The sequence below is a fragment of the Hymenobacter tenuis genome, from assembly GCF_054780495.1.
The window spans coordinates 373,493-398,358 of the sequence record NZ_BAAGWF010000003.1; the positions used below are offsets into that span (position 1 = coordinate 373,493).

Genomic DNA, 24,866 nt, shown 5'->3' on the forward strand with positions numbered 1-24,866 from the left:
GCGTTGCGTTACGCTAGCTGGCCGATAACCGGGAATTTGTCGAAAACGTTGGGTGTGTGCGGGGCGTCTCGTTCCAGTTCCTGCGTCAGGTCTTGGCCGGCCCAGTGCTCGTAGTGGTTGCCGCGCTTCCAGAGGCGGGAGCGGGTTACGTCGTAAATCAGGCCTTTGTAGCTCACCCAAATTTCGTCCCGGTCCTGGCCGTTGCGCAGGGCCAGTTGGGCTTTAGTATACGTTTTCAGGGGTTCGGTAGGCAACTCTGGCGTCGGGCTCATGTACTAGGGTATCGTTCTTCGCAAACCGGCCTTCCCCGCACGGTTAGCCTAGCAGGGCCTGGGTCAGAATCCAGCGGTTGGGTAGGTCGCCCTGTGCAGCGCGCAGATAATCTTGGTAGCTGCAGGGTACAATGCGCTTTATGTCGCTGTCGGCGAGGCTTTCTACCTCCAGCCACCACTTTTCGGTGCGCTTGCTTTTATAGAAAACCAGCTTGGCCGGCGTGCCGGGCAGGCCTACGGCGTAGCGCATAAAACGGCGACTCTGAAAATCAGTTTCCTGCCGCCGATGATAATAGCCTTCCACAAAATACCAGAGCATGGTGGCCAGGGTAGCCGCGGCTAGTCCGTGTGGGTCGTGGTTGGGGCGGTAGCCGTACAGGCCAAACGAAGTCAGGGTATCGTTGTGGCCGGCATACCAAGCCAGCTGGGCCGCTTCTTCATTGCTCAGGCCAAACGGGTTAGCGGGCCAATAGGCCGGGGCATCGTTCCAGCGCAGGGCAGCTACATCAAAGCTTATAAAGTCGGCCTGGCGCAGCAGCGGCTCGGCTTGGCGAACATCAGCATGAATGGCGCCCAGGCGCAGAGTTTCGAAGTGCAGTTTCTCCAGAGCCGCCAGCACGTCGGGGGCTACTAGGTACTGCTGGTGCGCCAACTGCGCAAAGTTGAACAAGAAGCTCGGCTCGTGCAGCAGCATACGGCGCAAGTGGCTGTCTTCGGGCCGTGAGCCCTCCACTTCGGCCATGTCTACGCGCGCATCTACGGTGGCAAAGCTTACGGCCCGGTCTAGGGTCTCATAGGCGAGAAACTGCCCATAGTCGAGGTCGTGGGAGCCGCCCAGCAGAATAGGCACGGTATTCTGGTCGAGCAGGGCGGCAATAATTTCGCGTAGGCGCTGGTACGTGTCTTCCAGGGTCAGGCCGGGCCGCAGGTTGCCTAGGTCTACCAACCGCACCGGGCCGGTACCCTTCTGGAGCTGATAAAAGCGGCGGCGCACCGTATCGGCGCCGTGCTGCTCGGGAGCTGGTGCGGCGCTTCCTCGCCACTCATCCAGCCCAATCAAGGCCAGATCAGCCGCGCGCCAGTCCGGGAACGTATCCAGAAAAGGCGTGACATAGGCAGCCAGCGTAGTCGGGGCCGTAGCCAGACCGGTCAGCTCTTCGGAAAGCGGATCAAAAAAGATGGCCAGATTCATCGTGCACAGAGGGAGCAGGCTCTGACAAAGCTACGCAAAAGCCCGGCACAGCCCTATCGTGTTTTGGCCCGCTACGTGCTTTCCTGCGAAAAAAGTAGTTATTTAAGCAGCCGTTCCTGTTCGGCTTGCTCTCTCATGAGACCTAGCAGGAACTTCTTCGCCTCTCACGTTGCCAACCCACCACAGTGCCCACTCTCTCTATGGACATTCGTCGCACCTTCGATATTCTGCCCCAGCTGCAGCAGAAGTACAATAAACCCGACTGCTTCGCTGCCAAAATAAACGGCCAGTATACCCCTGTCAGCACCGATACGGTGGTTGAAAAAGTAAACCAGGTGAGCCTGGGCTTGCGCGCTCTGGGCATCGGGAAAGATGATAAGGTGGCCATTATTTCCATGAACCGCCCGGAGTGGATGTACGCCGATTTTGGTATTGCCCAGCTTGGGGCTACCAGCGTGCCCATGTACCCCAGCATTACGGTAGAAGATTATAAATACATCTTCACTGATGCGGGCGTAAAGGCGATTTTTGTGGCTGATGCCAAGCTGCTCGACAAGGTGCGCGAAGCCACCCAAGGGCTGAATATTCCGCAGGAAAACGTGTTCACCTTCGATAAGATTGAAGGTGCCCGGCACTTTGAGGAGCTGTTGGACCTAGGAAAAAAAGGCAACCCCGCCGACTTGGAGCCGCTGAAAGCCGCCGTGCAGCCCGACGACCTGCTCACCCTGATTTATACTTCCGGCACCACGGGCCAGCCCAAAGGCGTAATGCTGACGCACAACAACCTGCTCAGCAACTGCCGCAACTCCCAGCGCTTTGTGCCGGTTACCAAAGATGACAAGGCCCTGAGCTTTCTGCCGCTCTGCCACATCTTCGAGCGGATGGTAACGCACCTGTACCTCATCAATGGAGTGAGCATCTACTATGCCGAGAGCATGGAAACCATTGCCGACAACCTGCGCGAAGTGAAGCCCGAAATCTTCACCACCGTGCCGCGCCTCTTGGAAAAGGTGTACGACAAAATTGTAGCTAAAGGCCACACCCTGGAAGGCGTAAAAAAGCAGCTGTTCTTCTGGGCCCTTAACTTGGGCCTGGAGTATGACAACCAGAAAGACCACGGCTTCTTCTATAACACGCAGCTAGCACTGGCCAACAAGCTCATCTTCAATAAGTGGCGTGAGGCCCTGGGTGGTAACCTGCGTTGCATCGTGAGTGGGGGAGGTGCTTTGCAGCCACGCCTAGCCCGCGTGTTCTGGTCGGCCGGAATCCGGGTGATGGAAGGCTACGGCCTCACTGAAACCTCGCCGGTAATTGCGGTAGGCGGCTACGAGCCCGAAAACAACATGATCGGCACCGTGGGCCCCATCATCGACAACACCGAGGTGAAAATTGCGCCGGACGGCGAGATTCTGACCAAGTCGGAGTCGGTGATGAAAGGCTACTACAACAAGCCCGAGCTGACGGCCAAGGAATTTGACGCCGAAGGCTGGTTCCACACCGGTGACATCGGAGAAATTGTGGATGGCAAGTTCCTGAAAATCACCGACCGCAAGAAGGAGATGTTCAAGACCTCGGGCGGCAAGTACATTGCTCCGCAGGTGCTGGAAGGCAAGCTCAAAGAGTCGCCGCTGGTAGAGCAGTGCATGGTAGTCGGCGACGGTCAGAAGTTTCCATCCGCGCTCGTTATTCCGTCCTTCGATGACCTCAAAGGCTGGTGCAAGCGCAACGACGTGGATTGCAACTGCTCAAACGAGGAGTTGATCAAGAATGAGAAGGTAGTGAAGATGTATGAGGACTTGGTGAACAAGTACAACAGCAGCTTCGCCCAGTGGGAACAGGTAAAGAAAATCGTGCTGCTCCCTCAGCTCTGGACCGTGGAAACCGGCGAAATGACGCCTACCATGAAAGTGAAGCGCAAAGCCATTACTGAGAATAATAAATCGGTAATTGAGAGCCTATATAATCAGGCTGCGGTACGCTAGTTTTCAAGATTTTCATACAACGGCCCCGCTGTTACAGTGGGGCCGTTTGTGTTACTAGCCTATATCAGAGCTGAAAGCCTCAAATGATTTTCGTGCGGTTTTTTAAGCTTGGGCTGAAAATTTTAGAACGTCAAGCTGAGCAAATCCGAAATGCTGTTATTCTGACTAGTTAGTGGGCCTAGCGACGATATAACGAGGAAGTAGGGATGCTCCGGCTGCGCGGACGCCAGACCAAGCATGACCGTTTAAATATTCAAAACGACTTTTCTGACGCAGCCAGATCATCAAATTTCAGTAGAGGTAGTACTACCATGTGTCTATGAGTGAAGGCACACGAACGACAGTATAGTAGGATGGCACAAGCAGCAAAGACAAACTTTTTTTGCCTAACTTAGTATGCAAGCATAACATATTTCTGTATGTTTACCGGACTTGCTGCCCTCACCCATGACACCCGAAGAAACCGTCGATTATAACATTAAAGTTGCCTGGCACGCCATTTCGCGTATGTACAATACGCAAGCGGCCAAGCACGACATCACCACGAGCATTGGCTTCGTGCTGCTGAACATCGACCAGGAAAACGGTACTCCTGCCACCAAAATAGCGCCTTTGCTTGGCTTAGAAACTCGCTCCTTAACGCGTATTCTACGCAGCATGGAAGAGAAAGGTCTGATCTATAAACAAGCTGATACTCAGGATAAACGCTCGGTGCGCATCTTCCTGACGGAAGAAGGCCTGCGCGGCAAAGAAATTTCCCGCCAAACGGTGCGCCACTTCAATTTGAAGGTGCGCGAGAAAATTCCGCAGAGCGAGCTGAACGTGTTTTTCAAAGTGGTAGGCCAGATTACCGGCATGATTGAGGGCAAAACCCTCTACGACGACTTCAAACCGAAACCTCTGCGCTCCGAGTCGCCGGCCTAGTCCAGCAGCTCGGGGCTTTTTACTGCCTGAACGTGCTCCTGATCTGGGGCTTTTTAGTAGTCATAAATTCGGCATGACGAGTAGTTTGCTAGCCGGTTCTCCTTTCTGATTCTTTCATTTCTCACCCACTCATTCCCCCCACGAATGAATCGTACCATCAAAAAAGTAGCTGTATTGGGCTCCGGTGTGATGGGCTCGCGCATTGCGTGCCACTTCGCCAACATCGGCGTGCAAGTATTGCTGCTCGACATCGCACCGAAAGAGCTTCTGCCCGCTGAAGAAGCGAAAGGCCTGAAGCTGGACAACCCGGCGGTGAAAAACCGCATTGTCAACAGCTCCCTGCAGGCTGCCGTAGCGGCTAACCCCTCGCCGCTGTACCGCAAAGCCGATGCTAGCCGCATCAAGACCGGCAACTTCGACGACAACCTCAAGGACATTGCGACCTGCGACTGGACGATTGAGGTAGTGGTAGAGCGCCTCGATATCAAAAAGAGCCTGTTTGAGCGCGTGGAGCAATACCGCAAGCCCGGCACGCTGATTACCTCGAACACCAGCGGCATCCCGATTCATATGATGACGGAAGGCCGCTCCGATGACTTTAAGAAGTACTTCTGCGGCACCCACTTCTTCAACCCGCCGCGCTACCTGAAGCTGCTCGAAATCATCCCGACCCCGGACACGGACCAGTCGGTAGTGGATTTCCTGATGCACTACGGCGACCTGTACCTGGGCAAAACTACCGTACTCGCCAAAGACACCCCCGCCTTCATTGCTAACCGCGTAGGTGTTTTCGCCATCATGGACGTGGTGCAGGTGATGAGCCAGCTCGGCCTCTCGGTAGAAGAAGTTGATAAGCTAACCGGCCCGGTTATCGGTCACGCCAAGTCGGCCACGTTCCGGACTTCTGACGTGGTAGGCCTGGATACAATGATTAATGTAGCCAACGGCTTAGCCCAAAATCTGCCGAACGACGAGGCCAAAGCGGTGTTCCAACTGCCCGACTTCATCAAGAAGATGGCTGAGAACAAGTGGCTAGGCGACAAAACTGCCCAAGGCTTCTACAAGAAAGTAAAGGGCGAAGGCGGCAAGTCGGAAATTCAGGCGCTTGACCTCGCTACGCTGGAGTACAAGCCCAGCGTCCGTGTGAAGTTTGCTACCCTGGAAAGCACGAAGCCCATTGAGAAGCTGGCCGACCGCTTTAAGGTGCTGGTAGCTGGCAAAGACAAAGCCGCTGACTTCTACCGCAAGACGTTCGCGGGCCTGTTTGCCTACGTGAGCAACCGGATTCCGGAAATCACCGATTCCCTGTTCAAAATCGACGACGCGCTGCGTGCTGGCTTCGGCTGGGAAATGGGTCCGTTTGAAACCTGGGATGCTCTGGGTGTTCAGAAAGGATTGGAACTGGCTCAAGCTGAAGGCAAAACCGTAGCGCCGTGGGTGCAGGAAATGCTGGCCGCTGGCAACGCTACCTTCTATAAGGTGAGCGAGCAGGGCGTAAAGCAGTTCTACGACATCGAGTCGAAGGCCTACAAAGCCATTCCGGGTGTTGAGAACTTTATCATCCTCGACAACCTGCGCGCTACGGGTAAGGTCATCTGGAAAAACGCCGGTGCTTCGGTGCTCGACCTCGGCGACGGTATCCTGAACGTGGAGTTCCACAGCAAGATGAATGCGCTGGGCTCCGATGTAATCCAGGGCTTGATGAAGGGCGTGGAAATTGCCGAAAAGGACTTCCGCGGTATGGTAGTCGGCAACGACGCCCCGAACTTCTCGGCGGGTGCCAACCTAGGCCTGGTGTACATGTTCGCGCTAGACCAAGAGTACGACGAGCTGAACCTGATGATTGCCCAGTTCCAGCAGGCCATGATGCGCATGCGCTACAGCAGCATTCCGGTAGTCGGTGCGCCGCACGGCCTCGCCTTAGGTGGTGGCTGCGAGCTGAACCTGCACTGCGACCGGGTAGTTGCAGCTGCTGAAACCTACATGGGCCTCGTAGAATTTGGCGTAGGCCTGATTCCTGGCGGTGGTGGCACCAAGGAAATGACCTTGCGCACCGCAGCCAAGTACGAAGAAGGGGAGCCCGAATACAACTTGCTTCGCAACAGCTTCATGACCATCAGCACCGCTAAAGTTTCGACTTCGGCTGCTGAGGCCTTCGACTTAGGCTTCCTGCGCCGCGGCGACGAGGTAGTGGTAAACAGCAACCGCGTCATCGCGCAAGCTAAAGCCGCTGCCATTGAGTTGGCGGAAGATGGCTACACCCAGCCGGTACAGAAAACCAACATCAAGGTGCAAGGCAAAGGCGCCCTGGGTATGTTCCTGACCGGCGTGCATGCCATGAAGGAAGGCCGCTACATCTCCGACCACGACGTGAAGATTGCCAACAAACTGGCCTACATCATGTGCGGCGGCGACCTAAGCAGCCCCACCGAAGTATCGGAGCAGTACCTGCTGGATCTGGAGCGCGAAGCTTTCCTTTCGCTGACCGGCGAGCGGAAAACGCTGGAGCGGATTCAGAGCATTCTGACCACCGGCAAACCCTTGAGAAACTAGAGCTAAAGACTAGTTCCCCTCCTCGGATGAGGAGGGGTTAGGGGTGGTTGACTGGCCTAGAACGAACCTAGTAGTGCTAGGTGTTCTAGGATAAGCAACTGCTCTACCCTTCAAGGGGAACTAGGTCTAGATCAGCTCTAATCCCACTACTTTCTTCAAGACTCACTACAATGAATGCATATATCGTAGCTGGTTACCGCACGGCCGTTGGCAAAGCCACCCGCGGCGGTTTCCGCTTCACCCGCCCCGATGACCTCGCCGCTGACGTCATCAAGCACCTAGTAGCCTCCGTGCCTGCTCTCGACCCCACGCGTATCGACGATGTGATGGTAGGTAACGCGGTACCGGAAGCGGAGCAAGGCCTGCAAATGGGCCGCTTGATTTCGTTGCTGGCTCTGCCCATGAACGTATCGGGCCTCATCGTGAACCGCTACTGCGGTTCCGGCGTGGAAACCATAGCCATGGCTGCCAGCAAAATCTCGGCTGGTATGGCCGAATGCATCGTGGCCGGTGGCACCGAGAGCATGAGCATGGTGCCTACCGTAGGCTGGAAAACGGTGCCCAACTACAAGCTGGCTCAGCAGCACCCCGACTACTACCTGGGCATGGGCCTCACGGCCGAAGCCGTAGCGCAGGACTATAAAGTGTCGCGCGAAGACCAGGATCAGTTTGCGTACAACTCGCACCAGAAGGCCATCAAGGCAATTCAGGCCGGCAAGTTCAAGGAGCAGATTGTGCCCATCACGGTAGAGGAAACCTACCTCGACCAAGCCACTGGCAAGAAGAAAAACCGCTCGTTTGTAGTAGATACCGACGAAGGCCCCCGGGCTGACACGTCCATTGAGGCACTGGCCAAGCTGCGTCCGGTATTCGCGGCCAACGGTTCAGTAACAGCTGGTAACTCTTCTCAGACTTCTGACGGGGCGGCTTTCGTCATCGTAATGTCGGAGCGCATGGTGAAGGAGCTGAACCTGGAGCCCATTGCGCGCATGATTACCTATGCCACTGAAGGCATCGACCCGCGCATCATGGGCATGGGCCCGATCAAGGCTATTCCGAAGGCGTTGCGCCAAGCGGGCATGAAGCTCCAAGACATCGACCTGTTTGAACTGAACGAGGCCTTCGCTTCCCAGTCGATTGCTATTACCCGCGAGCTGGACATTGATGAGAGCAAGCTGAACGTGAACGGCGGTGCCATTGCGCTAGGCCATCCGCTCGGTTGCTCCGGCGCTAAGCTCAGCATTCAGCTCTTCCACGAGCTGCGGGCGCAGGGCAAGAAGTACGGCATGGTAACCGCCTGCGTGGGCGGTGGCCAGGGCGTAGCTGGCATCTATGAGTTGCTGAAATAAGCCGGTAGCGTATTTGGAGGTCGGTGGCGTGCGCCGCCGGAAAGCGTGGCAGCGTTTTTCCACTGGAAAACTCAACTGGCCCACGACACCGACCACCGAATATGCTCCGTTTTCAGAACCAGATACTTAGGTAAACGGTTCTGCTTAAAAAGATTAAGAACCCCGGCACTCGGGGTTTCTTTTTCAGAAAGTACTCGGCAAGCATAACATAATTTGCTATCTTTCGGTATCCCACACTGAAGGGGCTAATGGCAGCCAAGTAGTAGGTATGCCGAGCATCTTCTTTCTCTTTTCGACATCGATTTTTTTCCAACCCCAACATCTCACCCGGTCATGGAAGTAACCAACAAGCTTGTGAAAGGCGGCGAGTTCATCATCAAGGAAACCGACGCTCAGGACGTATTTACCCCCGCCGATTTTTCGGAGGAGCAGAACATGATGCACCAGACGGCTCTGGACTTCGTGGAAAAAGAAGTGCAGCCCCTACTGGAGCGCCTCGATAACCACGAAGAAGGCCTGATGCGCGGCCTGATGGAGAAAGCTGGTCAGCTAGGCCTGTTCGGGGTAAGCATCCCGGAGCAGTACGGCGGGCTGGATATGGACTTCACGACTTCTCTGCGCGTAACTGAAGGCGTGGGTGGTGGCCACTCATTCCCAGTTGCTTTCGCGGCTCACACAGGTATTGCTATGCTGCCCATTCTGTACTTCGGCAACGAAGAGCAGAAGGCGAAGTACCTGCCAGGCCTGACCAGCGGTGAGCTGATGGGTGCCTACTGCCTCACGGAGCCAGGTTCGGGCTCTGACGCGCTGGGTGCTAAAACCAAAGCTATTCCGACCGAAGACGGCGAGTTCTACGTGCTGAACGGCCAGAAAATGTGGATTACGAACGGTGGTTTCGCCGACGTATTCATTGTGTTTGCTCAGGTTGACGGCGACAAGTTCACTGGCTTCATTGTGGAGCGCAACACGCCTGGCCTGAGCCTCGGCAACGAAGAGCACAAGATGGGCATCAAAGGCTCTTCTACCCGTCAGGTGTTCCTGTCGGATGTGAAAGTGCCGAAGTCAGCTGTTTTGGGTGAGATTGGCAAAGGCCACCTCATTGCTTTCAACATCCTGAACATTGGTCGTATTAAGCTGGCCGCTGCTTGCTTGGGTGCTACCAAAATGGCTTCTACGCTGAGCATCAAGTATGCCAACGAGCGGGTGCAGTTCAAACTGCCCATCAGCAAGTTCGGCGCTATCAAATACAAGCTGGCCCAGCAGGCCGTGCGCATTTACGCCGTTGAATCGGCTATTTACCGCGCCGGTATGGACATTGCCCGCATGGAGCAGGAGTTGCTGGCTAAAGGCCAGAGCCACAACGAGGCTTTGTTGGGTGCTGCCCGCGAGTTTGCCGTGGAGTGCGCTATCCTGAAAGTAGAAGGCTCCGAAGTGCTTGACTACGTAGTGGATGAAGGTGTGCAGGTGTATGGTGGCTACGGCTTCTCGGCCGACTACCCCATGGACCGTGCATATCGGGATTCGCGCATCAACCGCATCTTCGAGGGCACGAACGAAATCAACCGCATGCTGGCCGTCGACATGATCCTGAAGAAGGCCATGAAAGGCGAGCTGGACCTAATGGGCCCGGCCCAGGCTGTGCAGCAGGAGCTGATGGCCATTCCAGACTTCAACTTAGAAGAAGAAACCGGCTTGTTCGCGGCTGAGAAGAAGACCATTGCCAAGCTGAAAAAGGCCATCCTGATGGTAGCTGGCACGGCCGTGCAGAAGTACATGAACTCGCTCGCCAAAGAGCAGGAAGTACTGATGAACATCGCCGACATGGCTATTAAAGTCTATACCGCCGAAAGCACCATTCTGCGCGTGGAGAAAGAAGCCGGTGTGAAAGGCGAAGAGGCAGTTTCGACGCAGATCGACATTGCCCGCGTGTACCTCTACGATACCGTAGACCAAGTAAACAAGTTCGGCAAAGACGCCATCGGCACCATGACCGAGGGCGACGAGCAGCGCCTGCTGGCTATGGGCCTGAAGCGCTTCACTAAGGCAGACCTCTACAACGCCAAGGAAGCCCGTCGTCGCATTGCTGACCACCTGATTGCCGCCAACGAGTACACCTACTAGGGCTGAGGTGGCCTAGCGGCCGAATACCCTAAGTACTTGAATTCAACAAAGCCGTTTCCATGCGTGGGAGCGGCTTTGTTGCGTTTACACAACGCAGTAGTTATATCCGCCGTTTGCTAGCAGATACTCCACCTTCAACTCCCACTAGGTATGGCTAACGAACAGGTACAGGGAAAAGACTTTTACGAGAGTGTGCTGCGATTCTACGACCATGCGGCAAGCTTCTCGAAACTGGACCCCGGCATTATAGCCCAAATCAGGGCCTGCAACAGCATTTACAAGGTCAACTTTCCAGTAGAAGTTGATGGTCACGTGCAGGTTTTTGAGGGCATCCGAGTGCAGCACAGCCACCACAAGCTGCCTAGCAAAGGCGGTATTCGCTACAGTGTGTATGTAGATGAGGAGGAGGTAATGGCCCTGGCCACACTCATGACTTTCAAGTGTGCCCTAGTAGATGTGCCGTTCGGTGGAGCTAAAGGCGGCGTGAAAATCAACCCGCGCACTACTCCCGTGAACATTCTGGAGCGCGTTACGCGCCGCTATGCTACGGAACTGATCAAGAAGAACCTGATTGGCCCCGGTATGGATGTGCCAGCTCCTGACTACGGCACCAGCGGCCGCGAAATGGCCTGGATTGCCGATACCTATATGACCTTCAAGTACGGCGACACCAGTGCTCTTGGCTGCGTAACCGGCAAACCGGTAGGCCAGGGTGGTATCCGGGGCAGGACCGAGGCGACTGGCCTAGGCGTGTTCTACGGTCTGCGCGAGTTGCTGCTGGATGAGCCGATGCTTAAAAAAGTAGGCCTGACCAGTGGAGTTGCTGGCAAGCGCATTATCGTGCAAGGCCTGGGCAATGTGGGCTACTACGCTGCCCACTTCTGCCAAGCTGATGGCGGCATTATAACTGGTATTGCTGAGCGCGAAGGTGGTATCTACAGCGAGAGTGGCCTAGATGTGGCCGCTGTGTTCAAACACCGCCAGGAAACAGGCTCCGTGCTGGGTTTCCCCGGCGCAAAGGATATTGCAGAGTCACTGGATTTGCTGGAGTACGAGTGCGACGTATTGATTCCGGCCGCGCTGGAAAACCAGATTCATGAGGGCAACGCAGGCAAGATCAAGGCGAAGATCATTGCAGAAGGTGCCAACGGTCCAACCACTCAGGGTGCCGAGAAAATTCTACTCGAGAAAGGTGTCATCATTCTGCCCGACCTGTATCTGAACGCAGGCGGCGTAACAGTATCGTACTTCGAGTGGCTGAAAAACCTGTCCAACGTGCGCTTCGGCCGAATGGGCAAGCGGGCCGAAGAAGGCGCCATGCGCCGCCTAGTAGCCACCATTGAGCGGACAACAGGTAAAACCATTTCACCGGAAGAGCGCCAGCAAATTGTGCACGGCGCCGATGAAATTGACCTCGTGCGCTCTGGCCTGGAGGACACCATGATTACCGCTTATCAATCTATCCGGAAGGTGATGGATGAGGTAGAGGGCATTACGGATCTGCGCACGGCTGCTTTCTACAGCGCTATCGAGAAGATTGGCGTAAGCTACCAGTCGCTAGGTATCTTTCCATAAGGAAGCCGATAGATCAAACACCATTAAACGGAAAGGCCGCCCCCAGTTTGGGGGCGGCCTTTCTGCAAAATTAAGGGCTAGTGTTGCTGTTACTAGGCCGTTACTTCATTACAATCTTGTTCAGCATCAGCGCCGCCGATTTTTTACTAGGTCGGCTAACCCCGATAAGTGTCTTGGGGTCCAGCCACGTGGTGAAGTCCTTCACGTACGAGGGGTTTTGATCCGAGGCAACGTGCAGCCCCAAGCCCTTAGGAGCCTGTACTGCACCCGTCAGGGCGTTAATCCGGCGCAGGTATAGGTCGGATTTATTCTTGAGCTTCTCCCAGGTAACCAGTTGTATTTCTGATCCGGTGATGGTGGCGCGGTACCCGATGCTGCTGAAGCCTTCCGTGGCGGGCGCTACCTGGTCTTTGGCAATAATAGTGTGCCACGTAGGCGACTGAAACTCATTGTACCCAAACAAGTGCAATTCTCGGGTGTGGCCCGGCGAGTTGTCGCCGCCTTCCTCATACTTCTTCTCCGCTAGTACTACCAGCTGCTTTTCATCAGTAAGCAGCAAATCAGTCAGATATACATCTTCCAAGCGTTTGGCGGTGGCAGCTGTGGCTTTGTTGACTTCGGCCAGGTACTCGGGGGTGAACTTTACCTCTGGGGCGAATTTCATGTCGCCTTCACCCGTGAAATCAAACTTAATCACCTTCAGGCTGTGATACAGGCCACTCAGGCGCTCGTTGCAGATAGCAGCAGCATAGAGTGTATTGTCGGATTGAAGGGCAAAGCGCGAGTCGAATACGTTGACCTCCTTGCCGCCGAACGTACCGCCTACGGAAACCGACATCACTTTTACCTCAGGCGAGTCGTTGCGGTAGCGGCGAACGGTCATCTTTTTCATGCCGTCGCTCACCAGGGTTACAAACTGAGAGCCATCGTTGCCCACATGAATGGTTGTCGAAAATAACGCGCCTTGATCGTGGAAATCGAAGTACCGGTCTTTCAGCTTCAGTAAGTTTTCGTCGTAGACAGTAGCAGCAACAGCCCGGATTTGCTCGGCGCGGCTGAGGTAACGCCACACAATCAGCTTGGTGCCGTCGGGGGAGAAGGCCGTGCCGGGGCGCCGGTCGCGCAGCCCTGCATCGAGCAGCTTTTTAGCCGGTGTTTTCTGGCCGCTACCTAGGTCGATACTATAGGCGGATAGCTGCTGCGCGGCCTCGGTGGTAAGATGCGTGACTACGGTGGCGTGACTGCTGCTACGGGCAAACCCATCTACCGACTCGCCGGCGGCCAGGGGTAGGGAGGTGCTCCACAGGCGCTTCAGTTCCGCATCATAGCGCTCAACGGCATACTCCGTCGGTGATTTATGAGCCAGAATAATAAAGCCACCCGTCGAGACTGGGAAAGTTTTCGTGGCCACTCGCTGGTTGTACCGATCTTCTGTCTGCTCGGGGAGGTAGCTAAAGGAGCTCGACTTCACGCGTTGAGCCAGCACCGGATTCGTGAACGTGCCAACCAGAGCTATTCCAGTGGCAAGGAGTAAGGAGAAACGCACGAAGAAAGCAGTTAGGTTAACAAATAGGCCGAAACCCAAAAATGCATTCTCCAAAGGTATCCAACTTCAGCAGGAGTCTGCACAAAACGATGGAGGGAGGCTGCGTTGCGGCTTCTGCAAAACTATTCATCCTTTCTTAACGTGCAGAAGCCGATAGTATTAATTGCTCTCCCGATCTTTGCAATCGAAAAGTGAGATAAAACTGCCGGTAAGGACCGCAGCTATCAGGAGGAGATGTATAGTAAAATATAAATTTTATATGCTTCTCCCGTAGATGCTATCCCTTTCCTTTAGTTAACCCTATAAAGCAGTTTATGCTCATTTTTTGCTCTGAAATTACCCTCTCGCCGGAGAGTTGGCTTTAATTTTGTTAGGGCCCAGAGCCGTTCTCAACCTTCTACGTTGCTATGAAATCTTTACTGCGTTTGTTTCTTATGATTGGACTTATCGTTGCTGGTAAGTTTACTAAACAGGGAGAGCAGTCCTCTGTTCAGGCCGCTGCTACCAAAACGATTTGGCAAATACCAGTTCGTAGTGCTTCCTTTTTCCATAACCAGCCGCCACTTAAGCGGCAGGTAACACAGGGCGGCGGCAGCCACTTTTGGCAATCCACTGCCCCCACCTCTGTTAGTACCACATTAGAGTAGCACCGCAGTAGGCGACTTTTCTAGAAGTCGCCTTTTTTATGCTCCTGCCTCTATAAATGGCGAGGGCTAGCCAACCGGCAGTGCTGGTTGGTTAGCCCTCGTTTTATCATCGGCCGTAGCCAGGGTTTGCTAAGTGCAGGCGCCTAGCTGATGCGGCTCCAGTTCACGGCGGTGGCGGGCAGGCTTTCAATGTGGCGCCGAATAGGTAGGTTTTCGGGCTTGGCGAGGCTAGGATCCTCTTGCAGCAGTTGTTGCGCCGCGGCGCGGCTTTCCGTCAGGATGCGCCCGTCCTTGGCTAGGTCAGCAATCAGCAGATCAAGTACGCCGCTTTGCTGGGTGCCCATTAGGTCGCCGGGACCCCGCAGTTTCAGGTCGATGTCAGCAATTTCAAACCCGTTGTTGGTGCGCACCATTGTCTCGATGCGGGTGCGCGAGTCTTTGCTGAGCTTATAGCCACTCATCAGGATGCAATAGCTCTGGTCGGCGCCCCGGCCCACGCGGCCGCGCAGCTGGTGTAGCTGCGAAAGGCCAAACCGCTCGGTGCTCTCAATCACCATTACGGAGGCGTTGGGTACGTTCACGCCCACCTCAATTACGGTGGTAGCCACCATAATCTGGGTTTCGTTTTTCACGAAGCGTTGCATTTCGGCGTCTTTCTCGCCGGCCGTCATGCGGCCGTGCACAATGCTGATCTGAAACTCTGGGAAGGCGCGGGCAATGCTCTCGTAGCCATCCATGAGGTCCTTGTAATCGGCCATGGCTTCGCTTTCCTCAATGAGCGGATACACGATGTACACCTGGCGGCCCAGCTTAATTTGGTCGCGCAGGAATTGGAACACCTTTAGGCGGTTGGAATCAAAGCGGTGCACCGTGACGATGGGTTTGCGGCCGGCCGGTAGCTCATCAATTACCGACACATCCAGGTCGCCGTACAGCGTCATGGCCAGCGTGCGCGGAATAGGCGTAGCGGTCATCACGAGCACGTGCGGAATGATGTGCGGGTTCTTCTGCCAGAGCTTGGAGCGCTGCGCTACGCCAAACCGGTGCTGCTCATCCATAATGGTGAGGCCCAGGTTCCGGAATTGTACCACATCCTCAAGCAGGGCGTGCGTGCCTACTAGCATATGCATCTCACCCGACCGAAGCTGCTCGTGCAGCACGCGGCGCTCAGCGGTGCGGGTGCTGCCCGTGAGTTTGCCAATTTTCAGACCTAGCAAATCGGCAAACTGCTTGAGACCCACGTAGTGCTGGTCAGCGAGAATTTCAGTGGGCGCCATCAGGCAGCTTTGCGCGCCGTTATCGGCAGCCATGAGCATGCTGATGAACGCCACAATGGTTTTGCCCGAGCCCACGTCGCCCTGCAGCAGGCGGTTCATTTGCTTGCCAGCGCAGAAATCCTTGTAGATATCGTGAATAACCCGTTTCTGGGCGCCGGTCAGGTCGAAGGGCATCACGTTCTTATAGAAATGCACTAGGGTCGGCACTTCCTTGAAGATCTGGCCCGCCAGCTCCACCTTGCGCTGGTCGCGCTGGCGCAGCAGCTTCAGCTGCACATAGAACAGCTCTTCGAACTTAAGCCGAAAGCGAGCCGCCTGCAGCAAATCGGTGCTCTGCGGAAAGTGAATCTGCTGATAGGCAGTAGCCTTGTCCATGAGTCCGTACTGCCGGATTAGGTCCTGCGACAGGTTTTCATGTACATGGGGCAGCGCAATCTTGAGCAGATCAGAAACCATCCGGGCAATAGCTTTGCTATCGACGCGATGGTAGTTCTTGAGCTTCTCAGTGGTGTTATACACCGGCTGCAAGTAGCTCTGGCCAGTCTTCTGCTCCGTTACTTCCTCCAGCTCGGGGTGGGCCATCTGGGGGCGCCCGTTGAACATCGTAGGTTTCCCGAATACGATGTACTCCTGGTGGTTGCGAATGATTTTCTCTAGGTAGTTAACGCCCTTAAACCATACCACTTCCAGCTCGCCACTGGCATCGGCTACCTTGGCTACCATGCGTTTTTTAGGGCCCTCGCCTACTACCTCGCGGTTACGCAAAATCCCCTTAATCTGCACATAGGGAAGGTCATCGTGCAGGTCGCAGATGTTGTAAAACTGCGTACGGTCAAGGTAGCGAAATGGGTAGCGCTGAATTAAGTCGCCATACGTGAACAGTTCCAGCTCTTTCTGCAACAGCTGGGCCCGCTGCAAGCCTACTCCGCGCAGGTATTCAAGTTTGGTCTGAAAGAAAGTACTCATAGATCAATGAAGCATGAAGAATGAGGAATGAGCAATGAACTGTACCGTCCGGCCATTCTTCATTGCTCATTCTTCATCACTCATTGATATTTCAGGGTATTCAGCATCTGCACAATGTCCTGCTTTACATACTCAATCACGGGGGCCAACGAGTCGTTGGCCGTGGCAGTACGGAAATACAGAGCGCCGCGGAAGAAATGCTTGGTGCTGTCGGTGGTATAAAACTGGAACTGGCTGGGTACTTCACCCTGCAGCTCAAACACCGAGATGCGCATGCCGTTGGGCGTTTTCAGCATCGTTTCGTCGATAGCCGTGGCTTTGATTTCGTGTTTGCTCGTGAGCTTGCGGGCGTCCTCCAGCATCTTGTTGTAGAGCTGTGGCTTGCCGGCCAGGCTGGCGTAGGTGATTTGCACATTGGCCTTGAGCGTGGGGTAGTACACGTTGATCCAGTGCGGCTGCGCCAGGTACGAAGAGTCGCGCAGCACCTTGGCGTAGCGCGAGTACTCAAACCGATACGGATGCCCGGGCGCCAGCTGCTGGTAGGCGTGCGGCGGCAAATCAATACGATTATACCCCTTCGGCTTGGGCGTGAAATCAGGGCTAGAGGTGCACCCCGCGGCCAGGGTCAGCAGGCTTAACATCGCGCCTCCGGCGCGCAGCAGTTGAGAAATGGCCATGCGAAGCAAAACAAATGAAGTATCAAAGGTAACTAAGAAACCAGCGTCCGCGCGCACCTCTTTTCAGCGCTTTCCGGGCACAATTGCGCCTTTACCTGCGAAAGAAACACAAAAAAGCCCCGGCAAAACCGGGGCTTTAAGGTAGTGAGAGCCGGCTGCCGTTAAAACGGCAGTTGGTCTAGCTCTGGTTCCTGCCGAAAGGTAGTAGGCGCTTCTGTAGCCGCAGCAGGTTGGCTGCCGCTACCTTCCGCCGACTGAGGCCGACCGCCAAGCATCGATATTTCATCGGCTATGATTTCCGTGATATAGCGCGTTTGGTTGTCCTTGTCCTGGTACTGACGGGTCCGGATTTTTCCTTCGACGTAAACCTGCTGCCCTTTGCGCAGATACTTTTCGGCCAGCTCGGCCAGCCCGCGCCAAGCGGCAATGTTATGCCACTCGGTGCGCTCTACGCGGTTGCCCTGCTTGTCTTTGTAGTACTCGTTGGTAGCCAGGGTGAAGTGAGCCACGCTGCTACCCCCTTCCAGATGACGAACCTCCGGATCTTTACCGAGGTTGCCTACCAGAATAACTTTATTTACGCCAGCCATATGCTTGATGGTTAGTGGAATGCAATTGAAAAAAAGGAGAGGTTTACTAGCTTAAATATAGCTATAAACCTCTTGCATTCCAAATTTGTTGGCAATTAAAACCCTATTTTACTAATATAGTTAGTTATCAAAACAGGCTTTGGTAAGCTTTCGATTTCGGCTGTTTTGTACGGGACCAATCCGCCAGCTGTTATCAATGCTTCCGCTGACAACGGCTCGGCCAGTTCCACCGGATGAAACTTGGCTTCTACCTTCTGATGGCTCAGGATATGGCGCAGGCTATGCACAGGCTCTGCTACCTGAGTTGCGGCAAACTGACCACCTAGTAAGCGCACGGCATCAACCACGGCCAGCGCAGGCAACTCCGCCGAATCGGATTCGTGCAGGGCAAAGTCGTACAAGCCTTCCCAGATGTCTTTAGGCCCACGCTTGCGCATATAAAGCGTATCAGCATGGCGCAATACCAAGTAGTGGAAGTAGCGGGTGCGTGCCGCCTTGGCCTTGCTTTTCACAGGCAGCTCCTGCACCATGCCATGCTGGAAGGCGTAGCATTGGCTCTGGAGTGGGCAAAACAGGCAGTCGGGCTTTAGCGGTGTACACTGAATGGCCCCAAACTCCATAATGGCTTGGTTAAACTCGGCGGGCTGGTCGGCCGGAATAAGGGTATCGGCTAGTTGCTGAAACACCTTGCGGCTAGCCGGCGCGGCAATATCCTGGGTTAACCCGAAGACTCGGGCTAGTACCCGGAACACGTTGCCATCTAGCACGGCCACCTGCTCATCATAGGCAAACGAGGCTATGGCGGCCGCAGTGTATTGACCCACGCCGCGTAGCTTCAACAGCTCAGCATAAGAGCCCGGAAACAGGCCCCCATACTCCTCTACCACCTGCTGGGCGGTGTGGTGCATGTTACGGGCTCGCGAGTAGTAGCCTAGGCCCTGCCAGTGCCGGAGCACCTCGTCCTGCGGGGCAGCAGCCAGGTCTTGTACCGTGGGGTAGCTGGAAATAAAATCGAGGTAGTAGGGAAGACCCTGTTTCACTCGGGTTTGTTGCAGAATCACCTCCGACAGCCAGATGGCGTATGGGTTGCGAGTGTGGCGCCAAGGCAAGTCGCGGCGGTGCCGTGGATACCAACTAAGCAGAGTATTAGCAAACCACGATGCTGAGGAAGTAGTTGAGACGAAAGTCAAGGCTTTGAGAAAGAATAAGTTGGATGCAACCGGGGAACGTAATCGGAATGCAGGAAAACCATTTGTAAAACCAAAAAAGGGGACTACCTTTGTGCCCCTCAAAACGTAGGCAAACTCTTACCGAGCAAGTGCTTACGTTTTGAGGACGGCATAATTTGCCAACCTAATTTTTTTCACTCCCTAGTACACTTACCAGCGTGACTAAAGCAGAAGTAATCGCCGAAATTGCCGACAAGACCGGCATTGAAAAGGCAGACGTTTCGGCAACCGTAGAAGCCTTCTTCAAAGTAGTGAAGGATTCGATGGCCGACGGCAACAACATCTATGTGCGCGGCTTTGGCTCGTTCGTTAACAAAAAGCGCGCGAAGAAAGTAGCCCGTAACATTTCAAAAAACACGTCGATCATCATCGACGAGCACTTCATCCCGAGCTTCAAGCCGTCTAAGACCTTCATTGGCAAGATCAAGAACAGCAAGAAGATCAAAGAACTGGCTGCTTAACCACCCGTTGTCGTAATATTGCTGGCGAGCCGCTGGGAATTCCTGTTAGGGAAGCCCGGCGGCCTGCTTTTTTCCTTTTCTGATGGTCAACAACACTTCTAAGCATCAACTTCTGATTCTGGCTATAGCCGTTGCGCTTATTGCTGGGCTGTTTGTGCTGCCGAAAGTACTTGTGCAAACCAAAAAGGACAAGGGAGACCTCACGCAGGCAGCCCGTACTGCTACCCGCGACAATGGTGCTGCGGCTCCTTCTACGGCCGGCAGCGGCCTAGATGAGCATGGGCACCCGGCGGGTAGCCACGAGCCCACGGCCGAGCAGCCACACATGACCGTGCCGGCCGCCCAGCGCCGCGAGATTAACACCTTGCTGGCGAAGTTTAACGCTTCCGGTGCCGATGTACAGGGCAAGCTTCGGCTGGCCCAGGAACTGGCAGCGAAGTACAAAGCAGTGGAGAAGTTCGACAGCGCCGGGTATTATTTTGAGCAGGTTGCTCTGGTACGCCCTGGTGAACAAGCATGGAAGCGTGCGGCTGACGAATATTTTGAAGCCTACAGCTTTGCTACGACTGAGGAGCGCCAGAAATTGCTAGGGGCCAAGTGCCAGGAACTGTACGCGAAGGTGTTGAAAAACAACCCCGACAACCTGGATGCTAAAACCAACCTAGGCATGGCGTACATGGCCGGCACCAATCCGGTGCAGGGCATTACACTGCTGCGCGAAGTTTTAGCAGCTGATCCTCGCAACGAGAAAGCCCTGTATAACCTTGGTTTACTGGCTATTCAGAGCAATCAATACGACAAGGCCGTAGAGCGTTTCCGGGAATTGGCGAAGGTCAACGCCGAAAACGTCAACGGACAGTTTTATCTTGGCGTCTCTTTAGCCCAAACCGGGGCCAAAGAAGAAGCTCGGAAGGCCTTCCTGAAGGCCAAGAGCATCAGCCCCGACCCGTCATTGGCGGCCTCCGTGGATGAGCAACTCCAAAAGCTGAACTAAGTACTTTTTTACAACCCTTAACCACTTCAACTCATGCCCTGCGGTAAAAAGAGAAAGCGTCATAAGATTGCCACTCACAAGCGGAAGAAGCGTCTGCGCAAGAACCGTCACAAGAAGAAGTAAGCCCCTTCGGGGTTTGCTGGCGGGGCTTTTCTATGCTGAAAAGCCATCCGCTTATCTCTCACTTAGGTTCTCTGAGAGTGGCCAGAAGTTTGCTTTCCCCGTGGCTTGAAAGGGAAGCTAGCGCATTTGCGCTGGCTTCCCTTTGCGGGTTTCGGGGGGTAGTAGACCTAGTAACTGGCTTCTTTTCCAGAGATTCTATTCTAACCGCTTAATCCATTGAGTAACGAATTAATCATTAATTCTACTCAGGACGGAGAACGGATTGCCCTGCTACAGGACAAGCGCCTCATCGAATATCATTTCGACCGTAACGATACGGCCTATTCGGTGGGTGATATTTTCCTGGGCACGGTCAAGAAAGTTATGCCCGGTCTGAACGCCGCGTTCATTGACATCGGGTATCAAAAAGACGCCTTTCTGCACTACGGCGACCTAGGGGAAAATTTTCCTTCCTTGGTCAAGTGGGGCAAAGGCGTACAATCGCAGAAAATCACCGTTGGGCCCCTGAAAACCTTCCAGTTTGACGGAACGCTCGACAAAGTCGGTAAGATCGACAACACGCTCAAGAAGGGCCAGCAGCTGCTGGTTCAGATTGTAAAGGAGCCCATTTCTACCAAGGGCCCGCGCTTGTCCACGGATATTTCCATGGCGGGCCGTTACCTGGTGTTGGTGCCCTTTTCCAATACCATCAGCGTATCCAAAAAAATTGTCAGCAAAACGGAGCGGGAGCGGCTAAAGCGCCTGATTGCCTCCATCAAGCCCGATAATTTTGGCGTGATCATCCGCACTGTGGCCGAAGGCCGCGAGGTGGCTGAGCTCGACAAGGATATGCAAAGCATGGTGGAGAAATGGAACACCTTGTTCCAGAACCTGCGCACCGGCAAACCCAACGATAAGGTGTTGGGCGAGCTAGGCCGCACGTCCTCCATGCTGCGCGACATGCTCAACGAGTCGTTCGATGCCATTACCGTGGACTCGGCGCCGATGTATGAGGAAATGCGCAGCTACCTGCAGCAGATTGCGCCCGACAAGCTGGGTTTGCTGAAGCTGCACTCCGGCAAGGCCAAAGTCTTTGAGCACCTGGGAATTGAAAAGCAGCTGAAAACGCTGTTTGGCAAAACCGTAACGGTGCCCGGAGGTGGTTACCTTGTTATTGAGCATACGGAGGCCCTGCACGTCATCGACGTGAACTCCGGCAACAAGAGCAACCAGGAAGGCGACCAAGAGGCCACGGCCCTGCACGTGAACCTTGCCGCCGCCCGAGAGGTAGCCCGCCAGCTTCGGCTGCGCGATATGGGCGGTATCATCGTTGTCGACTTCATTGATATGAAGTCGGGCGAGAGCCGCAAAAAGGTAGAAGATGCCGTGCACAGCATCATGAAGCTGGACAAAGCCCGGTATACCATTCTGCCTATTACCAAGTTTGGTTTGCTTCAGATTACCCGGCAGCGTGTGCGGCCGGCCGAAGCCATTGTTACCGGCGAGGTGTGCCCTACCTGCGGCGGAACCGGCAAGATTTCAGCTTCCATCCTCGTGACGGACGAAATCGACAACAGCATTGACGACCTGCTGGTGGCCCAAAACCAGTCGGGTATTACGCTTTCGGTGCATCCTTTCCTGCATGCTTACTATACCAAAGGCTTGGTAAGCCGGCAGATGAAATGGTACCTGAAGTATTATAAGTGGGTAAAAGTGATGAAGGACACCAGTCTGGGCCTCACTGAATACCGCATCGAGGACGAATACGGCGAGGAAATCGAGCTGCATTCGGCCGCGGCGGCCATGAGCCGGTTGCAGGACCGGGAATTGGAAATAACTGACTGACGGATTTTTTCTGCGAGAAAACTCCTCCTGATAGAAGAAAAGCCCACTTTGCTGACAGCAGGGTGGGCTTTTTGGTATCTGCTAGGCCAAGTACCGGCCGCAAGCGGTTTGGTGTTCACAGATGCCTAGCGAATACTGGCCGGGAAAAAAGCTGCATTCACCCAGAATCAGGGTCTGTTCGGCCGCCTAGGTCGTAGTTTCGGAGAAGCGCATGCTTTCCGTTTATGACCTTACCCCGTTTTGCTTTGTCCGACCAGTATTCAGAAATAGAGCAGGCCCGCCTGCGTATTCAGGAACTGGAAGCGGCCTTGCAGCAAGCAACTTACAAGGCAGAGCTTACCGCTCGCCGACTGGGCCAGCTCATGAACCATCTACAGGAAGGTATTATGCTGACCGATGAAGCAGGGTGTATTGTCCTGATCAACGACCCGTTCTGTAACCTTTGGGAGCTGCCGTTGCCGGCTACCCGCTGGATAGGGCAGCCTTGGCGCAACCTAGCTGCCGAAATGATTCCGCTGGCTGCCGACCCAGTTAATTACGAGCAGAATATAAAACAGGTACGCCAACTAGGCCTGCCAGCTTACAAAGAGATTATTGAGCTGAAAAGCGGCCGCGTGCTGGAACGGGACTTTATGCCCGTGAAAGGGGTAGACTCAACCACTACCAATTTCTTGGTGTGCATGCGGGACACCACCGACTACCACCGGGCTACAGAGCAACTGCGCTCCGTGGCTAGTATTTCGGGGCAGAACCCGAACCCAATGTTCCGGCTGGACGAGAGCGGCCAAATCCTGTACACGAACACGGCAACCAATGTGCTGTTTCAGTCCCTGGAGGAGGAAGATCAAAGCCGTTTGCTTGTTAAAACCCAGCGGCTGGCCGCTACGGCCCTGGAGCACAACCAGGCCTGGCAAGTAGATATTTCGATAGGGGCGGGCTTTCATACGGCCTTTGTGGCGCCTTTCCGCGAAGAGGGGTACGCCAACATTTACCTGGTGAATGTAACCAAGCGCATTCTGGCCGAGCAGGAGCTCAACCGGGCCAAAGATGAGGCGGAGGCGGCAGTGCGGGCCCGAGAAAACTTTCTGGCCAACATGAGCCACGAAATCCGAACGCCGATGAACGGGGTGCTGGGCATGGCCGCTCAGCTAACCAAAACGCCGCTTAACACGCATCAGCAGGGACTAGTGCGCATTATCCGTAGCTCAGGCCAGCACCTGCTGAACATCATCAATGATGTGCTGGATATGGCTAAGATTACCTCGGGCAAGCTGGAGCTGGAGCAGGCCGCTTTCAACCTCTGCGATTCGATGAGCGAAGCGCTGCAGCCGCTGGTGATGCAGGCCATTGAGAAAGGCATAACGGTGTCAGGCACCGCGCTGCGGGAGTCATGTCCGTTGCCGTGGGTTATTACCGATCCGTATCGCATCAATCAGGTGTTGATTAATCTGGTAGCCAATGCGATAAAGTTCACGGAGCCCGGCGGCCACATCACGGTCATTAGCCGGCAGGTAGCATCTACTGAGCAAACGCTCACGATTGAGTTTAGCGTTTCCGACACCGGTATTGGTATCCCGACAGAGCAGCAAGACCGTATTTTTGAAGGGTTTACACAGGCATACGCTGATACCACGCGCCGCTTCGGCGGGACGGGCCTGGGCCTAAGTATTTCCAAAGCTATTGTAGAGCAGTTGGGCGGCCAGCTAGAGGTGGAAAGCACCCTCGGCAGTGGCAGCACGTTCCGGTTTGTGCTCACCCTGCCGCGCACTGCGGCACTGGCTCCGGCTGCTGCCGCGGCACCTTCTTTCGACACCGGAAAGCTGCGCGGCCGGCGGGTGCTGCTCGTGGAGGACAATGAAATCAACCGCGACGTGGCCCGGATGCTGCTGGATGAATGGGGAGTGCTGGTTGATGAAGCAGAAGACGGAGCTAAAGGTGTAGAACTGCTCCGGCAGCGCCCCTATGATGTGGTGCTGATGGATATTCAGATGCCGGGCATGAGCGGGCTGGAGGCAACGGCCATCATCCGGCGCATGCCCGACGCTACCCGGGCCAATGTGCCTATTCTGGCGCTTACCGCCAATGCGTTCCGGGCCGATAGTACGCGCTACCTCGAAGCCGGTATGGATGCGTATCTGACCAAGCCCTTTGAAGAAGAGGAGCTGTACAACCGCATAACTGAGCTACTGCAGAAGCCCGCCGTTGCGGACGCCGCCCCTAGCAGTAGCTACGACCTCACGAAGCTGCAAGCACTGGCCCACGGTCGGCACGCCTTCGTTGAGAAAATCATTCGCTCCTTCCTGACGCACATTCCGGAAAGCCTGAGCCAGCTGGAAGAAGCGGCTGCGGCTCACGATTGGGTACGCGTAAACGCCGTGATTCACCACATCAAGCCCGGTGTGGAGTCGTTGGGGGTTCGGGGGGTAGCGGATGCGCTGCAGCAGTTGCAGCAGGATTCAGCGGGCCTAGAGGCGGATACGCACATCAGGCAGGCGGCAGTGACCGAAATTGTGCACTGCATTCAGCAAGCCCTGATGGAGCTGCCCCGGGAGCTTACCTGATAC

General features: G+C 55.0%; 18 protein-coding genes. 11 read left to right on the forward strand and 7 right to left on the reverse strand.

Annotation, left to right across the window (positions count from 1 at the left end; genetic code table 11):
* Window positions 1-8 precede the first annotated feature (8 nt).
* Complete coding sequence (locus tag ACYVGU_RS13085) at window positions 9-272, reverse strand: cytochrome b5-like heme/steroid binding domain-containing protein (protein ID WP_460615097.1); 264 nt, start codon at window positions 270-272, stop codon at window positions 9-11.
* Window positions 273-315: 43 nt separating this feature from the next.
* Window positions 316-1,464 carry a formimidoylglutamase gene (locus tag ACYVGU_RS13090; protein WP_460615098.1) on the reverse strand — a complete coding sequence of 383 codons (1,149 nt, stop codon included), beginning with the start codon at window positions 1,462-1,464 and terminating at the stop codon, window positions 316-318.
* A gap of 185 nt (window positions 1,465-1,649) precedes the next feature.
* Between ACYVGU_RS13090 and ACYVGU_RS13095 the strand changes: the two genes are divergently transcribed.
* From ACYVGU_RS13095 to ACYVGU_RS13120, 6 genes are all read left to right on the forward strand, one after another.
* Window positions 1,650-3,446 (forward strand): AMP-dependent synthetase/ligase, encoded by a 1,797-nt coding sequence (locus ACYVGU_RS13095; protein WP_460622450.1) that lies wholly within the window; start codon window positions 1,650-1,652, stop codon window positions 3,444-3,446.
* Window positions 3,447-3,893: 447 nt separating this feature from the next.
* On the forward strand, window positions 3,894-4,370 hold the full coding sequence (locus ACYVGU_RS13100) for a MarR family winged helix-turn-helix transcriptional regulator (protein WP_088845435.1): 477 nt from the start codon (window positions 3,894-3,896) through the stop codon (window positions 4,368-4,370).
* Between the two features lie 144 nt (window positions 4,371-4,514).
* Window positions 4,515-6,923, forward strand: coding sequence for a 3-hydroxyacyl-CoA dehydrogenase/enoyl-CoA hydratase family protein (locus ACYVGU_RS13105; RefSeq protein ID WP_460622451.1), 2,409 nt, complete (start codon window positions 4,515-4,517; stop codon window positions 6,921-6,923).
* Window positions 6,924-7,093: 170 nt separating this feature from the next.
* Window positions 7,094-8,272 (forward strand): acetyl-CoA C-acyltransferase, encoded by a 1,179-nt coding sequence (locus tag ACYVGU_RS13110; protein ID WP_088845437.1) that lies wholly within the window; start codon window positions 7,094-7,096, stop codon window positions 8,270-8,272.
* Window positions 8,273-8,605: 333 nt separating this feature from the next.
* On the forward strand, window positions 8,606-10,393 hold the full coding sequence (locus ACYVGU_RS13115; RefSeq protein WP_460615102.1) for an acyl-CoA dehydrogenase family protein: 1,788 nt from the start codon (window positions 8,606-8,608) through the stop codon (window positions 10,391-10,393).
* Window positions 10,394-10,543: 150 nt separating this feature from the next.
* On the forward strand, window positions 10,544-11,968 hold the full coding sequence (locus ACYVGU_RS13120; protein WP_460622452.1) for a Glu/Leu/Phe/Val family dehydrogenase: 1,425 nt from the start codon (window positions 10,544-10,546) through the stop codon (window positions 11,966-11,968).
* Between the two features lie 100 nt (window positions 11,969-12,068).
* Here ACYVGU_RS13120 and ACYVGU_RS13125 read toward each other — a convergent pair whose 3' ends face one another.
* Complete coding sequence (locus tag ACYVGU_RS13125) at window positions 12,069-13,514, reverse strand: hypothetical protein (RefSeq protein WP_460622453.1); 1,446 nt, start codon at window positions 13,512-13,514, stop codon at window positions 12,069-12,071.
* 407 nt (window positions 13,515-13,921) lie between these two features.
* Between ACYVGU_RS13125 and ACYVGU_RS13130 the strand changes: the two genes are divergently transcribed.
* The gene (locus tag ACYVGU_RS13130; protein WP_460622454.1) at window positions 13,922-14,161 is read left to right on the forward strand and encodes a hypothetical protein; all 240 of its coding nucleotides are present in this window, start codon (window positions 13,922-13,924) and stop codon (window positions 14,159-14,161) included.
* 143 nt (window positions 14,162-14,304) lie between these two features.
* Here the strand turns inward: ACYVGU_RS13130 and recG are convergent, their stop codons facing one another.
* The 4 genes from recG to mutY form a co-directional block, all read right to left on the reverse strand.
* Window positions 14,305-16,404, reverse strand: a complete 2,100-nt coding sequence (gene recG / locus ACYVGU_RS13135; RefSeq protein WP_460615106.1) for an ATP-dependent DNA helicase RecG — start codon at window positions 16,402-16,404, stop codon at window positions 14,305-14,307.
* A gap of 80 nt (window positions 16,405-16,484) precedes the next feature.
* Window positions 16,485-17,081, reverse strand: coding sequence for a gliding motility lipoprotein GldD (gene gldD / locus ACYVGU_RS13140; RefSeq protein WP_460615107.1), 597 nt, complete (start codon window positions 17,079-17,081; stop codon window positions 16,485-16,487).
* Between the two features lie 161 nt (window positions 17,082-17,242).
* Window positions 17,243-17,671 (reverse strand): single-stranded DNA-binding protein, encoded by a 429-nt coding sequence (locus ACYVGU_RS13145; protein ID WP_460615108.1) that lies wholly within the window; start codon window positions 17,669-17,671, stop codon window positions 17,243-17,245.
* A 95-nt stretch (window positions 17,672-17,766) separates the two neighbouring features.
* Window positions 17,767-18,861 carry an A/G-specific adenine glycosylase gene (gene mutY / locus ACYVGU_RS13150; protein WP_460622455.1) on the reverse strand — a complete coding sequence of 365 codons (1,095 nt, stop codon included), beginning with the start codon at window positions 18,859-18,861 and terminating at the stop codon, window positions 17,767-17,769.
* A 197-nt stretch (window positions 18,862-19,058) separates the two neighbouring features.
* Here mutY and ACYVGU_RS13155 point away from each other — a divergent pair, with 197 nt between their 5' ends.
* From ACYVGU_RS13155 to ACYVGU_RS13170, 4 genes are all read left to right on the forward strand, one after another.
* On the forward strand, window positions 19,059-19,361 hold the full coding sequence (locus tag ACYVGU_RS13155; RefSeq protein ID WP_044000827.1) for an HU family DNA-binding protein: 303 nt from the start codon (window positions 19,059-19,061) through the stop codon (window positions 19,359-19,361).
* Between the two features lie 82 nt (window positions 19,362-19,443).
* On the forward strand, window positions 19,444-20,355 hold the full coding sequence (locus ACYVGU_RS13160) for a tetratricopeptide repeat protein (RefSeq protein WP_460622456.1): 912 nt from the start codon (window positions 19,444-19,446) through the stop codon (window positions 20,353-20,355).
* A gap of 339 nt (window positions 20,356-20,694) precedes the next feature.
* Entirely contained in the window at window positions 20,695-22,302 is a 1,608-nt protein-coding gene (locus ACYVGU_RS13165; RefSeq protein WP_460615111.1) for an Rne/Rng family ribonuclease, read from the forward strand.
* A 224-nt stretch (window positions 22,303-22,526) separates the two neighbouring features.
* Complete coding sequence (locus ACYVGU_RS13170) at window positions 22,527-24,863, forward strand: hybrid sensor histidine kinase/response regulator (RefSeq protein WP_460622457.1); 2,337 nt, start codon at window positions 22,527-22,529, stop codon at window positions 24,861-24,863.
* Window positions 24,864-24,866 lie beyond the last annotated feature (3 nt).